General features: G+C 62.0%; 11 protein-coding genes. 10 read left to right on the top strand and 1 reads right to left on the bottom strand.

What is annotated here, in order from left to right; genetic code table 11:
* The 7 genes from GCM43_RS07775 to corA all read left to right on the top strand — a co-directional run.
* On the top strand, nt 1-4086 hold a 4086-nt coding region (locus tag GCM43_RS07775; protein ID WP_152242985.1), incomplete at its 5' end, for an Ig-like domain-containing protein.
* Between the two features lie 27 nt (nt 4087-4113).
* A complete protein-coding gene (locus GCM43_RS07780; protein WP_152242986.1) occupies nt 4114-5484 on the top strand; it encodes an efflux RND transporter periplasmic adaptor subunit in 1371 nt (456 codons plus the stop codon).
* A 3-nt stretch (nt 5485-5487) separates the two neighbouring features.
* A complete protein-coding gene (locus GCM43_RS07785) occupies nt 5488-7635 on the top strand; it encodes a secretion protein HylD (protein WP_226929384.1) in 2148 nt (715 codons plus the stop codon).
* 104 nt (nt 7636-7739) lie between these two features.
* On the top strand, nt 7740-8636 hold the full coding sequence (locus tag GCM43_RS07790; protein WP_152242987.1) for an energy transducer TonB family protein: 897 nt from the start codon (nt 7740-7742) through the stop codon (nt 8634-8636).
* Nucleotides 8633-9487 (top strand): shikimate dehydrogenase, encoded by an 855-nt coding sequence (gene aroE, locus GCM43_RS07795; RefSeq protein WP_152242988.1) that lies wholly within the window; start codon nt 8633-8635, stop codon nt 9485-9487. Before GCM43_RS07790 ends, aroE begins: the two co-directional genes overlap by 4 nt.
* 56 nt (nt 9488-9543) lie before the next feature.
* Nucleotides 9544-10221: a monofunctional biosynthetic peptidoglycan transglycosylase gene (mtgA, locus tag GCM43_RS07800; RefSeq protein WP_226929418.1), complete on the top strand. Its 678-nt coding sequence runs from the start codon at nt 9544-9546 to the stop codon at nt 10219-10221.
* Between the two features lie 242 nt (nt 10222-10463).
* Entirely contained in the window at nt 10464-11429 is a 966-nt protein-coding gene (gene corA, locus GCM43_RS07805; protein WP_152242990.1) for a magnesium/cobalt transporter CorA, read from the top strand.
* A 297-nt stretch (nt 11430-11726) separates the two neighbouring features.
* Here corA and GCM43_RS07810 read toward each other — a convergent pair whose 3' ends face one another.
* A complete protein-coding gene (locus GCM43_RS07810) occupies nt 11727-12206 on the bottom strand; it encodes a nuclear transport factor 2 family protein (protein WP_152242991.1) in 480 nt (159 codons plus the stop codon).
* 91 nt (nt 12207-12297) lie between these two features.
* Here GCM43_RS07810 and GCM43_RS07815 point away from each other — a divergent pair, with 91 nt between their 5' ends.
* From GCM43_RS07815 to GCM43_RS07825, 3 genes are all read left to right on the top strand, one after another.
* Complete coding sequence (locus tag GCM43_RS07815) at nt 12298-13014, top strand: HAD-IA family hydrolase (protein WP_152242992.1); 717 nt, start codon at nt 12298-12300, stop codon at nt 13012-13014.
* Nucleotides 13015-13180: 166 nt separating this feature from the next.
* The gene (locus GCM43_RS07820) at nt 13181-13546 is read left to right on the top strand and encodes a hypothetical protein (RefSeq protein ID WP_152242993.1); all 366 of its coding nucleotides are present in this window, start codon (nt 13181-13183) and stop codon (nt 13544-13546) included.
* Nucleotides 13547-13560: 14 nt separating this feature from the next.
* Nucleotides 13561-14241, top strand: a complete 681-nt coding sequence (locus GCM43_RS07825; RefSeq protein ID WP_226929385.1) for a hypothetical protein — start codon at nt 13561-13563, stop codon at nt 14239-14241.
* Nucleotide 14242 lies beyond the last annotated feature (1 nt).

The raw sequence follows: 14242 nt of genomic DNA on the forward strand, positions 1-14242 counted from the left end.
AAGGGCGGCAGCAATACCTATGTGGTCAATATCGTGATCGATCCGGTCAACGATGCGCCAGTCGGCAGCGGCACCACGATTACCACGTCGGAAGACACGGTCAAGACCGGCAATCTGCCACCCGCGAGTGATGTGGACGGCGACACCGTTACCTACACCAAGGCCAGCGATCCGTCGCACGGCACGGTCACCGTCAATCCGGACGGCAGCTACACGTACACGCCAGCGGCCAACTACAACGGCAACGACAGCTTCAGCTACACCATCAACGATGGCAAGGGCGGCAGCAATACCTATGTGGTCAATATCGTGATCGATCCGGTCAACGATGCGCCAGTCGGCAGCGGCACCACGATTACCACGGCAGAAGACACGGTCAAGACCGGCAATCTGCCACCCGCGACTGATGTGGATGGCGACACCGTTACCTACACCAAGGCCAGCGATCCGTCGCACGGCACGGTTACCGTCAATCCGGATGGCAGCTACAGCTATGCGCCAACGGCCGACTACAACGGCAACGACAGCTTCAGCTACACCATCAACGATGGCAAGGGCGGCAGCAATACCTATGTGGTCAATATCGTGATCGATCCGGTCAACGATGCGCCTGTTGGTAGCGGCACCACGATTACCACGGCAGAAGACACGGTCAAAACCGGCACGCTGTCGGTGGCAACGGACGTCGATGGTGATACCGTCACCTACGGCAAGGGCAGCGACCCAACCCATGGCACGGTGGTGGTCAATCCGAACGGTACCTACACGTACACGCCGGTGGCTAACTACAACGGTAACGACAGCTTCAGCTACACCATCAACGATGGCAAGGGCGGCAGCAATACCTATGTGGTCAATATCGTGATCGATCCGGTCAACGATGCGCCAGTCGGCAGCGGTACCACGATTACCACGACAGAAGACACGGTCAAAACCGGCACGCTGCCGGTGGCCACCGACGTTGACGGCGATAGCCTCACCTACGGCAAGGGCAGCGACCCGGCTCATGGCACGGTAGTGGTCAATCCGAACGGCAGCTACACGTACACGCCGGCGGCCAACTACAACGGCAACGACAGCTTTAGCTACACCATCAACGATGGCAAGGGCGGCAGCAATACCTATGTCGTCAATATTGTCATCGATCCTGTCAACGATGCACCGGTCGGCAGCGGCACCACGATTACCACGTCGGAAGACACGGTCAAGACCGGCAATCTGCCACCCGCGACTGATGTGGATGGCGACACCGTTACCTACACCAAGGCCAGCGATCCGTCGCACGGCACGGTTACCGTCAATCCGGATGGCAGCTACAGCTATGCGCCAAAGGCCGACTACAACGGCAACGACAGCTTCAGCTACACCATCAACGATGGCAAGGGCGGCAGCAATACCTATGTGGTCAATATCGTGATCGATCCGGTCAACGATGTGCCTGTTGGTAGCGGCACCACGATTACCACGCCGGAAGACACGGTCAAAACCGGCACGCTGCCGGTGGCAACGGACGTCGATGGTGATACCGTTACCTACGGCAAGGGCAGCGACCCTGCCCACGGCACGGTGGTAGTCAATCCGAACGGCAGCTACACGTACACGCCGGCGGCCAACTACAACGGCAACGACAGCTTCAGCTACACCATCAACGATGGCAAGGGCGGCAGCAATACCTATGTGGTCAATATCGTCATTGATCCGGTCAACGATGCGCCAGTCGGCAGCGGCACCACGATTACCACGTCGGAAGACACGGTCAAAACCGGCACGCTGCCGGTGGCAACGGACGTCGATGGTGATGCCGTTACCTACACCAAGGCCAGCGATCCGTCGCACGGCACGGTCACCGTCAATCCGGATGGCAGCTACAGCTATGCGCCAACGGCCAACTACAACGGCAACGACAGCTTCAGCTACACCATCAGCGATGGCAAGGGCGGCAGCAATACCTATGTCGTCAATATCGTGATCGATCCGGTCAACGATGCGCCGGTCGGCAGCGGCACCACGATTACCACGTCGGAAGACACGGTCAAAACCGGCACGCTGCCGGTGGCAACGGACGTCGATGGTGATACCGTCACCTACGGCAAGGGCAGCGACCCAACCCATGGCACGGTGGTGGTCAATCCGAACGGCAGCTACACGTACACGCCAGCGGCCAACTACAACGGCAACGACAGCTTCAGCTACACCATCAACGATGGCAAGGGCGGCAGCAATACCTATGTGGTCAATATCGTGATCGATCCGGTCAACGATGCACCGGTCGGCAGCGGCACCACGATTACCACGGCGGAAGATACGGTCAAAACCGGCACGCTGCCGGTGGCAACGGACGTCGATGGCGACACCGTTACCTACGGCAAGGGCAGCGACCCCGCCCATGGCACGGTAGTGGTCAATCCGAACGGCAGCTACACGTACACGCCAACGGCCAACTACAACGGCAACGACAGCTTCAGCTACACCATCAACGATGGCAAGGGCGGCAGCAATACCTATGTGGTCAATATCGTGATCGATCCGGTCAACGATGCACCGGTCGGCAGCGGCACCACGATTACCACGGCAGAAGACACGGTCAAAACCGGCACGCTGCCGGTGGCCACCGACGTTGATGGCGATAGCCTCACCTACGGCAAGGGCAGCGACCCGGCCCACGGCACGGTGGTGGTTAATCCGAACGGTACCTACACGTACACGCCGGGCGCCAACTACAATGGCGCGGACAGCTTTACCTACACCGTCAGCGACGGCAAGGGTGGCAGCAGCACTTACACCGTCAATGTGATCATCGACGCCGTCAACGATGCGCCAACCGCGTCCGATGCCAATGTGTCGGTCGATGAGGATGCAGTACTGACGGGCCGCCTGCCGGTGGCGGTTGATGTCGATGGCGAGACGCCAAGCTATGGCAAGGGCAGCGATCCGGCCCACGGCACGGTCACCGTCAATCCGGACGGCAGCTACACCTACACGCCAGTGGCCAACTACAATGGCGCCGACAGCTTTACCTATACCGTCAGCGACGGCAAGGGCGGCAACAATACCTATACCGTCAATGTCACGGTCAATTCGGTCAACGACGCACCGGTTGCACCAGGATCGGTGCCGACGCCGGCCGACCTGTCTGCTGGCGTGGCCATGCCGACGCTGACCATTCCGGCCTTTGTCGACGTCGACAGCCCCAACCTGAACTATACGGCCACGCTGGGCAACGGTTCGGCGCTGCCGGCCTGGCTGGTATTCGACTCTGCCACGCGCACCTTCAGCGGCACGCCGGCCAGCGACGCGGCGGGTACCTACACGGTGGTGGTGCGTGGCAGCGACGGCGCCGCCTCGGCCAGCGTCACGGTCAACTTTACCGTGCTGCCGTTGCCGCCGCAGCCAGTGTCTGCGCCGGACGTGGTGACCGTGCCTGCGCCGGTTGTCGCGGAGGCGCCGCCGCCTGCAGCGCCGCTGCCGGTAGCCGCCTTGCCGCCGTTGCCAACGCTGACGACCAGCTTTGACGTGGTCGATACGCGCATCACGCCAGCCGACACGCTCAGCGTATCGGGCAGCGGCACGCTGCTCCAGCTCGATGGCCGCGGCATTCGTGCGGCCGATCTGTCGAACCCGGATTACCGTCGTTCGGCTGAAATGAGCGATCTGTATACGGCGATGAACGGCTTCCGCACCGTGGTGGCCAAGGCGGAAAACCCGGCGCTGATGCTGTTCCAGGGCGTACCTGACCAGTACACCGACAACGGCCGTCCGTTGTCGATGACGATCCCGGCCGATGCCTTCGTGCACACCCAGGCGGACGCCGTGGTGCGCCTGTCGGCCACCTTGCAGGACGGCCGTCCGCTGCCGTCGTGGGTACAGTTCGATTCGCAGACCGGCAAATTTACCGGCGAGGTGCCGAAAGGCCTGGTGGGCGAACTGCGCATCAAGCTGACAGCGCGCGATATCGGCGGCCATGAGGCAACGGCGCTGTTCCGCATTAACGTCGGCCAGGCGAAAAACGCCATGGGCAAGAGCGGTCTGAGCGAGCAGTTGCGCCAGGCCAGCGCCGTATCGCCCAGCTTCCGCGTGCGTGCTTAATTTTCAGGGAAGGCAGTACAGGGTCACATGATGGAAAACACGCAAGCCGGCGGATCCGTTCCGCTGGTAACGCTGCTCGACATGGCGCGCCGGACGCGCCATGTCGGTGACCGGGTCGAACTCGATTTTTTGGCGGTCAACGGCAGCCACGCGCTGGCGCCATACCGCCAGGCCGCTTTATGGTTCGAAGACCGCAAGGTCTGCGCGCTGTCGGGTGTGGTGCAGATCGAAGCGAATGCACCGTATGTGCAATGGCTTGAACGGCTGTGCGCCAAGGCGCCGCCAGGCGCACTGACGGCGCTCGATTTTGATGGCGAGATTGCCCAGCAATGGGCCGAATGGCTGCCGGCCTATGTACTGTGGCTGCCGCTGGCTGCTGGCGAAGGCAAGAACGCCATGCCACGGGGCGGCCTGCTGCTGGCGCGCGACATGCCGTGGCAGGAGCATGAAATCGGACTGCTGACAGAATGGTGCGATGTGCTGCGCCACGCGTATGCCGCGATCGCCAAGCCGGCACCGTGGTCGCCGTTTGCCCTGAGGTCGGGCTGGCGCCGGCGCATGGCGCATGAGAAGAGCGCAAAACTGCCATGGTGGCGCCGGCGCAAGGTGCAAGTGGCGCTGGGCGTGCTGGTGCTACTGTGCATACCGGTACGGTTGACTATCCTCGCGCCGGGCGAACTGGTGCCGGCCAATCCGGCCGCCATCCGCTCGCCGCTTGAAGGTGTGATCGAGCGCTTTCACGTCAAGCCCAACCAGCTGGTCAGGAAGGGCGATCCGCTGCTCGACTTCGACGAGGCGCAGCTTGACAGCCGCTACCAGGTGGCGATCCAGGCGCTGTCCACGGCCGAAGCGGAATACCGGCAGTCGCTGCAACTGGCGCTCAACGACGGCAAGTCGAAAGCCTTGCTATCCGGTTTGCAGGGCAAGATCGAGGAGCGCCGCGCCGAAAGCGAGTATTTGCGTGGCCAGGCCGAGCGCGCCCACATCGTGGCGCCGCGCGACGGCATTGCCTTGTTCGACGATCCCAGCGAATGGATCGGCCGTCCGGTCATGACGGGCGAGCGCATCATGCGCATTGCCACACCGCGCGACGTGGAAATCGAAGCCTGGCTGGGCATAGGCGACGCCATTCCGCTCGACGCCGGCGCACCGGTCAGCCTGTACCTGGGCGCCAGTCCGCTGCAGCCGATCACGGCCAGCGTGCGCTATGTTTCGTACGAAGCATTGCCGCGACCGGACGGCAGCTATGCCTACCGCGTGCGCGCCACGCTCGATGGCGCAACCGAACACCGCGTCGGCCTGAAGGGCACAGCCAAGCTGACCGGCCACTGGGTGCCGGCCGCGTACTGGATCATGCGCCGGCCGCTGGCGGCGATCCGCCAGATGCTGGGCGTATAAAACGTGGAAGCGACACTGGACAGCCTGCTGCCGCCGCAGTTTGCGCACATTGCGCTGCCGCCGCTGCGTGAAGAACTGAGCCTGCATGCGGGGCCGGCGCTGGCCACCGGAGAGCCCAGCTATACGCTGGAAGACCCGGTGCGCAACCAGTTCTTCCGCGTCGACTGGCTGACGTTCGAAGTGCTGCGCCGCTGGTCGCTGGGCAGTCCGCAGCGGGTGCTCGACGACATCGTGCAGGAAACCGCGCTCGATATCGGCCTCGATGACGTCGAAGCGGTGCTGGGTTTTCTGGACCAGAACCAGCTGCTGCAGCCGGACCCGCTGGGCAGTATCGCGGTCATGTCCAGGCGACACAAGGCGCAGCGCGGCGCATGGTATACCCAGCTGCTGCACAGCTATCTGTTTTTCCGCATCCCGCTGGTCAAGCCGGACCGCTGGCTGACGCGCGTGGCGCCGTCGTTCGAATGGCTGTTTTCGCCCGTTTTCCTGCGCCTGACACTGCTGGCGCTGGTGCTGAGCGGCATCCAGATCTATCGCGAATGGGGGCGTCTGGGCAGCATGCTGATGGACACCTTCACGCCGACCGGGCTGCTGTGCTACGGCCTGGCGCTGGCCGGTGTCAAATGCGCGCATGAACTCGGGCACGCGATTGCGGCCAAGCGGCGCGGCTGCCGCGTGCCGACCATGGGCTTGGCTTTCCTGGTGTTGTGGCCGGTGCCCTATACCGATACCAACGATGTCTGGCGTCTCAACAACAAGCACCATCGCCAGCAGGTGGCGGCGGCCGGCGTGGCGACCGAACTGATCGTGGCCATTTGGTCCTCGCTGGCCTGGGCCGTGCTGCCGGACGGCGTGCTGCGCTCGATCGTGTTTCCACTGGCCACCACCACCTGGATTGCCACGCTGGCGATCAACGCCAGCCCGTTCATGCGCTTTGACGGCTATTTCGTGGTGTCGGACTGGCTCGACATGCCCAATCTGCATGCGCGTTCGTTTGCGCTGGCGCGCTGGGATTTGCGTGAGCGCCTGTTCGGCCTGGGCGTGCCGCCGCCCGAATACTTTCCGGCGCGCCGGCACTGGGGCCTGATCCTGTTTGCCTGGGGCGTCTGGCTGTACCGCCTGACCCTGTTTATCGGCATCGCGGTGCTGGTCTATCATTTTTTTATCAAACTGGTGGGGATCTTTTTGTTCGCGATTGAAATGAGCTGGTTTATCCTGCGCCCGCTGGCCACTGAGCTGCGCGTGTGGCGCGATCTCTGGCCGGCCATCCGGCGTACCGGCCGCACCAGGCGTTCGGCCATGCTGCTGGGTCTGGCCGTGCTGCTGTTTGTGCTGCCGTGGCCCACGCGCGTCCAGTCGAGCGGTGTGCTGCGCCCCAGCGAGGTGTTTCCCATCCATGCGCCTGAACACGCGATGGTGTCGGCGCTGCCGCTGAAAAACGGCGCCCGGGTCGAACCGGGCCAGGTCATGCTGCAGTTTGCGGTAGCGGAAAACGCCAGCCAGCGCCAGGGCCTGGAAGCGCAGATCGAATCCCTGCGCTGGCGCAGCGAAGGCGCTGGCTTCGACGCCGAGCAAAAGGCGCAAAGCATGGTGCTGCGCGAGCAGTTGGCCAGTGCCGAAGCCAAGCTGGACCTGCTCAAGGAACAGGCGGCCCGCTACCGGCCCGCCGCGCCGTTTGCCGGCACCTTGCGCGATATGGACGCCGAACTGGCGCCCGGCGTCTGGGTCGGCAAGAACGAGCGCATCGGCGTACTGGTCAGCGATCAGGGCGAGGAAGTGAGCACCTATCTCGATGAAGACACGGTGCGCCGCGTGGCGGTGGGCGACAGCGCGCGTTTCTATGCCGACGGCCTGGAAGGCCCGTTCGTGCGCCTGCAGGTGACCGGCATCGACCAGGACGCCACCCATGTGCTGCCGAGCGGCATGTGGTCGGCCCAGCACGGCGGCTCGGTGCCAGCGCATGACAAGCAGGGTTACTGGTTTCCCGAGCGCGCCGTCTACCGCGTCACGCTCAAGGTGACCGAATCGCCCGGGCCGCTGGCCGGCCATAGCTGGCGCGGCAAGGTGGTCATTGCCGCCGACTGGGAAGCGCCCGGCACGCGCCTGCTGCGCGGCGTGGCGGCTTTGCTGTGGCGTGAAGCCGGGTTTTAATGCCAGTCATGCTCATGCTGTATTGCACGTTAATAAAAACTGCGGGAGTCGGGGCAGCTTTGTCGTAAAATTCAGCATTTCCTGACGTCCGAGTGCCTGCCCGCGTGAAGCTTCTTCCACAAAACCGCTCACAAAACCGTTTCCTGGCCATCGCCATCGGCGCCTCGGTGCTGGTGCATGGTGCTTTGCTGGCTGTGCGCTTTGTGTCGCCGCCGCCGCAACGGGCCGAGGTGACCGATCCGGGCCTCGAAGTGATCCTGGTCAACGCCAAGCATGCGGCCAAGCCGTTGAAGGCCGAGGCGCTGGCGCAGGCCAATCTGGATGGTGGCGGCCAGGCCGACAAGGGCCGCGCCAAGTCGCCCTTGCCCGACATGCGCAAAACGGAAGAGGGCGACAGCGTCAAGGCCAATGCACGCCGCATCGCCGAACTCGAGCAGCAGCAGCAGGAACTGCTGACCCAGGCCAAAACCACGCCCTACAGTGTTGCGCCGATTACGGAAAAAGACAAACCCAATCCGCTGGCAAGCGGCTCGGACCTGCTGGAAAGCAGCAAGGCGATTGCCCGCATGGCGGCCGAAATCAGCCAGACCGTGGAAGACCAGAACAAGCGTCCGCGCAAGACCTTCATTACGCCCAGCACGCAGGAAGTCGGCTACGCCATGTACTACAAGACCCTGCAAAAGCGCATCGAAGAAATCGGCACGCTCAACTTCCCGCAGAAAAACGGCCGCAAGATGTATGGTGAGTTGGTCGTGTATATCCCGATTTTCCAGGACGGCACCATCTACCAGAAGGAGGGCGGCGCGCGCGTGGAAAAAAGCTCGGGCAATCCGGCGCTCGATGCGGCCGCGCTGGCCATCGTGCGCCGCGCCGCGCCGTATGGCCGCTTTCCACCGAATATGCTGTCGAGCGACAAGGACGACCTGTGGGTCGTCATTACCCGATTCAAATTTACCCGTGAAGAAAAAATGGAAGCTAACCTGACCGGCGGCGGCAATTGAGCGCGCCAGCTGCAGCACCTGCGCTGTATTGCGTATTCGGCAATCCGATCGCGCACAGCAAGTCGCCGCTGATCCACGCCGCCTTTGCGCAGCAGACTGGCGAGGTCATTGCCTATGAGCGCCGGCTGGCGCCGCTGGACGGTTTTGCGCTGGCCGCGCGCAGCTTTGCCGCCGAAGGCGGACGTGGCGCCAACGTCACGGTGCCGTTCAAGCTTGATGCCTGCGCGCTGGCGACAGAACTGACGCCGCGCGCGAAGGCCGCAGGCGCCGTCAATACCTTGCGCTTCGAGGCAGACGCCATTGTTGGCGACAATACCGACGGCGCCGGCCTGGTGGCCGACATCGTGCGCAATGCCGGCGTGGCGCTGGCTGGCAAACGCATCCTGCTGCTGGGCGCCGGCGGCGCGGCGCGCGGCGTGGTGCTGCCGCTGCTCGAACAAGGTCCGCAGGAGATCGTGATTGCCAACCGCACCGTGGCTACCGCCATAACGCTGGTGACGCAGTTTGCCGATGCTGTCAAACATGACGGCCAGTTGCAGGCCTGCGGCTTCGAGCAGGCGCAAGGCAGCTTTGACGTCATCATCAACGCCACCTCGGCCAGCCTGGCCGGCGACCTGCCGCCCGTGCCGGCCAGCGTATTCGGCCCGCAAACGCTGGCGCTCGACATGATGTACGGCGCGCAGCCGACCGTGTTCATGGACTTTGCCGCCAGCCATGGCGCGCAGGTACGCGACGGGCTGGGCATGCTGGTCGAGCAGGCGGCCGAAGCGTTTTATGTGTGGCGCGGCGTGCGTCCGCAAACGCAGCAGCTGCTGGCCGAATTGCGCGCGCAACTGGATACGGCAGCGTGAGCGCGGCCAGAAAGAAGGGCGGTGCAAGCACGCGCAGCACCAGCCGTTTCGGCTGGATCAAATGGCTGTTTATCGTGCCGGTACTGGCTTTTGTGGTGGTGCAGCTGTATTTTTTCCTGCAGATCTGGTGGTGGGTCGACCATAACCCGACCAGCACGGCATTCATGCGCGAGCAGCTGTCGAGCCTGCAGGAGAAAAATCCTGATGCCGTCATCATCCAGACCTGGGTGCCGTACAACCGCATCTCGAACAATCTCAAGCGCGCCATTATCGCCTCGGAAGACGCCAATTTTTCCGAACATGAAGGCGTCGACTGGGATGCGCTGCAAAAAGCGTATGAACAGAACAGCAAGAAGCAGAAGGTGGTGCGCGGCGGCTCGACCATCACCCAGCAACTGGCCAAGAATCTGTTCCTGTCCGGCTCGCGCAGCTATGTGCGCAAGGGGCAGGAACTGATCATCACCTATATGCTCGAAAGCCTGATGGACAAGCAGCGCATCTTCGAGATTTACCTTAACGTGGTAGAGTTCGGGCGTGGTACCTTTGGCGCCGAAGCGGCGGCGCGCCATTATTACCGCACCAGTGCGGCCAAATTGAGTGCCGCGCAGGCGGCAAAGCTGGCCGTGATGCTGCCCAATCCGCGCTACTACGACAGCCATCGCGACACCGGCTACCTGAACCGGCGCACCGGCGTGATCCTGCGCCGCATGGGCGCGGCCGAACTGCCGCAATAACCCGCAATAAGCTGCATATGAATCGTGCAACCATGATTTAAAAGCATGGTTGTGCTCTGTTCATGGTTTTTGGTCAGTCGTCTGCTGCGCTGCACATTCTGGTGCAAAAAGCGCGGTGCGGGGGTGGCCGGGAAAAGGGCTTTGCGGGTACACTTGCGCTGTTTTGATTCTGGCGCCAGCGCCACGACCTGCGAACCGACCCCTAACCCATATCGATAAACCCATTCCGGCTGAGAGCGCGCATGATCAATGTTTTTGTATTACAGAATGGCCGGCTCAACCAGGTGCCGATCAACAGCCGCGCAGACCTGGAAAATGCCGAACCGGTATGGGTCGACCTGACCGATCCGACCGACGACGAACGGGCCTGGGTCAAGGCCACCTACAACGTCACGCTGCCGGGCGAAGACGAAGTCAAGGATATCGAAGCGTCGGCCCGCTACTATGAAGCGGAAAACGGCGACCTGCACCTGCGCACCGACTTTCTGCTGGAAGAAGACGACGGCCCGTCGCGCGTGATCACGGTGGCCTTTATCCTGGCGCGCAAGATTTTGTTTTCCATGCATACCGACGATTTGCCGGTGTTTCGCCTGGTGCGCATGCGCGCGCGCTCGCGCCCCGGCTCGATTGCCGACTATATGGACGTGCTGCTCGACCTGTACGCGACCGACGCTGAATACTCGGCCGACGTATTGGAGGGCATCTACCAGAACCTGGAAGAGGTCAGCACGCGCGTGCTGCAGAAAGAATTTACCGATGCGCACGCGGCCGAGGCGCTGAACGCCATCGCCCACGAGGAAGATTTGAACGGCCGCATCCGCCGCAACATGATGGACACGCGGCGCGCCGTCAGCTTTTTGATGCGCGGCCGGCTGCTCAATTCCGAGCAGTTCGAGGAAGCGCGCCAGATTTTGCGCGATATCGAGTCGCTCGACGGCCATACTTCCTTTTTGTTTGACAAGATCAACTTCCTGATGGACGCCACGGTCGGCTTCATCAACATCAACCAGAACAAGATCATCAAGATTTTCTCGGTGGCCAGCGTGGCTTTCCTGCCGCCGACCCTGATTGCCAGTGTTTATGGCATGAACTTTAAGTTCTTGCCGGAACTGGAATGGACTTTTGGCTATCCGTGGGCCTGGGGACTGATGATTACCAGCGCGATTGCGCCTTTCCTGTATTTCCGCCATCGCGGGTGGTTGAAATAGGCTGCTGGAAACGGGACGTTCAGTTAATCTATCCGGCGCATTAAAAGCTTAAAGCGTAAAAGCGGGCCGGAGACGCGGGCCTGAGAAAATGCCGATGGCGGCGTTGCAGCTCCTCGCCGTACATTCGTACTGTCTTCGTCGCTGCGCCTTGCCCTCGACATTTTTCAGGCCCGCTTGGCCCGGGACGCCTGTTCTGGCGACCTGGGCTTTAATTCTTTAGCAGGTTGGCTTGGCCCGGGACGCCTGTTCTGGCGACCGGGGCTTTAATTCTTTAACAGGTTCGCTTGGCTCGTTTTTTCAAGGCGCGGGCCGTTTCGGTGCGATGCCGGTGTATTGCGCCGACATCAGCTTCCAGCCTGTGGCTGCTTTTTTCGCTACATAACTGGCGCGCAGCGCCATCTGGCGCAATTGGCCATTCGGCCCGGGCACGCTGACGGCCAGCTTGGCAATCAGCACTGCCATATCGCCGTCGACGCGCACCAGCGGCTCTTCCACCTTGATGTCGGGCGTGACGGTTTTTTTCTCGGGCGCGTAAAACGCCAGCATTTTTTCACGCGGATCGACTTCGCCCAGCGGTGACACTTCCGTGTAGTTGTCGGTTGTGATGGCTGCCAGGGTGGCCGTGTCAAAACCGGCTTGCGCCGCCACATGCTGGCGCACCAGCTTGATGACATCGGCGTCGTCGGGTGCAGCCATTGCCGGCTGCGCGCCGAACGCCAGCGCAGCGGCGCTGCAAATCAGAGATAATCGAATCGATGGGAACAGTCTGGTTGTCATGGCATGGCTCCGGTCAGGCCTGATTCAAGCGATCAGGACCAGCACAGTATCGCATTGCGATTTATTTAAAAGCAACTACTTCAGGAGCACCATGGCAGAGTCCGTAACACCTCCAGCACAATTTACCCACCTGATCAGCGACTGCGACGGCGTGCTGATCGACAGTGAAGCGGTGGCCCTGCAGGCGCTGCTTGAACTGCTGGCGCTGCGCCTGCCGGTGCTGCTCGATGGTGTCACCCTGCAAAGCCTGATCGAGCCGCGCCTGGGTCTGCGCCTGGTGCCGTTGATGCAGGATATCTACGACGAACTGGGCCTGGCGCAGCCGCCGATGGAAGAAATCCTGGCGATCGGCCACGCCGTCAATGTAGCGTGTGACGCGCAACTGCGCGCCGTACCCGGCGTAGCGGCCGCGCTGGCGGCGATTCCCTTGCCCAAGGCGGTGGCCTCGAACAGCGTCAGCGCACGCGTGCGCTCGGCGCTGGCGCGCACCGGCATGACGGACCTGTTCGACAGCCGCGTGTTTACGCCCGACCTGGTCGGCCACGCCAAGCCCCATCCCGGCCTGTACCTGGCCGCCGCCAGCGCCTTTGGCGTGCCGCCGTCGCAGTGCCTGGTGCTCGAAGACAGCGTGACCGGTGTCACGGCGGCAACGGCAGCCGGCATGACGGTGCTGGGCTTTATCGGCGGCGGCCATATCGCCGCCGGCCAGGAGGCGCGCCTGAAAGCAGCCGGCGCCAGTCATGTGTTCAGCGATATGGGAGCATTGCCGGCGCTGGTGGCGCAGGTGATGGCGACAGTGCAACCCTGAGTACTGTGAATTCAAGGTGTGGTGGCAGTAAAGCAACAAACTGACTGTCTGTCAGGATTTAATGGTAAAAAATCTATTGAATTGTTGCATTTAGGATATTTTAAGTGGCGTTCTGATATAAAATGCGGCGTATCTTCCACGCTGTTTGTTATTTACAGAGGTCATCATGAAAATCCTGCCATTTCTCGCCCTATTTGCTGCTTTGCCAGCCCATGTCATGGCGCAATCACAGCCGCAACTGCAGCCAGTGCCCGTGGTGGCGCCAGCTGCCGTTGTCAGCGTGACCGGCGATGAAGTTGAAGAGGAAGATGACGACAACCAGGATGTGATGGGCCTGAAAAAAGTCGCCCGCAAAAAGCCGGTGGCAACGCCAGCGGCTGTTGTCAATGCGCCCGTGGCTGGCACAACATTACTTGCTGCTCCCGTCATCAGCATGCCCGTCATGATCGCCATTGGTGCCGCCGCAGCCCTGGCCGTCGGCGTGGCAAGCTCTGGTGGTTCATCGACGCATCACTCGGCTGTCAGTCACTGATCAGGCAGATGAGCATGCGCCTGATATGGTCCCTGCTGTGCTGCATGTTGCTGGCGGCCTGCTCTACTCCCCGCCAGGCTGCGGTGCCGATGTCGGCTACGGTGCTGTCAGCCAAGCCGGCGCGCATCGGCGTTGCCATGAGTACCATGCCCAAGGTCGATACCTATTTTCCCGGCGCCAGTTGCCTGCTGTGCAAGGCAGCAGCGTCGGTGGCCAATACTGCGTTGACCGCGCATGTACAGACTTTGCCGAGCGACGACTTGCTGTCCCTCAAGGAGGAAGCGGCTGCACTGCTGCGCAAGAAGGGCCATGAGGTCGTTGTGATTGCCGAAGCGATTGATATCGATGCTTTGCCTGATCGCACTGACAGCCTGCCGAATGCCGCCAGGAAGGATTTTTCTGCCCTGGGGCGGCAGTACAAGCTCGATAAACTGCTGGTCATTCAGATTGCCAGGGTTGGCGTCAATCGTACCTACAACAGCTATATACCGAGCGGCGATCCGCAAGGCATGGTCAGTGGTGCCGGCTACCTTGTCAATCTCGATGGGCAGGGCTACGACTGGTATCGTACGGTGCGCCAGCTCAGAAGCGCCTCAGGCAACTGGGATGAAGGTCCTTCTTATCCCGGGCTGAGCAATGCCTATTTCCAGGCAATCGAAGGCGCACGCGACGCCTTTCTGAAGCCGTTGAACTGAT

This window comes from Janthinobacterium aquaticum, from assembly GCF_009208565.1.
Taxonomy (GTDB): Bacteria; Pseudomonadota; Gammaproteobacteria; order Burkholderiales; family Burkholderiaceae_D; genus Janthinobacterium.

Coding starts and splice junctions, on each gene's coding strand:
- GCM43_RS07780 (WP_152242986.1), top strand. CDS start 4,114: ATGATGGAAAACACGCAAGCCGGCGGATCCGTTCCGCTGGTAACGCTG.
- corA (WP_152242990.1), top strand. CDS start 10,464: ATGATCAATGTTTTTGTATTACAGAATGGCCGGCTCAACCAGGTGCCG.
- GCM43_RS07810 (WP_152242991.1), bottom strand. CDS start 12,206: ATGACAACCAGACTGTTCCCATCGATTCGATTATCTCTGATTTGCAGC.
- GCM43_RS07815 (WP_152242992.1), top strand. CDS start 12,298: ATGGCAGAGTCCGTAACACCTCCAGCACAATTTACCCACCTGATCAGC.
- GCM43_RS07820 (WP_152242993.1), top strand. CDS start 13,181: ATGAAAATCCTGCCATTTCTCGCCCTATTTGCTGCTTTGCCAGCCCAT.
- GCM43_RS07825 (WP_226929385.1), top strand. CDS start 13,561: ATGCGCCTGATATGGTCCCTGCTGTGCTGCATGTTGCTGGCGGCCTGC.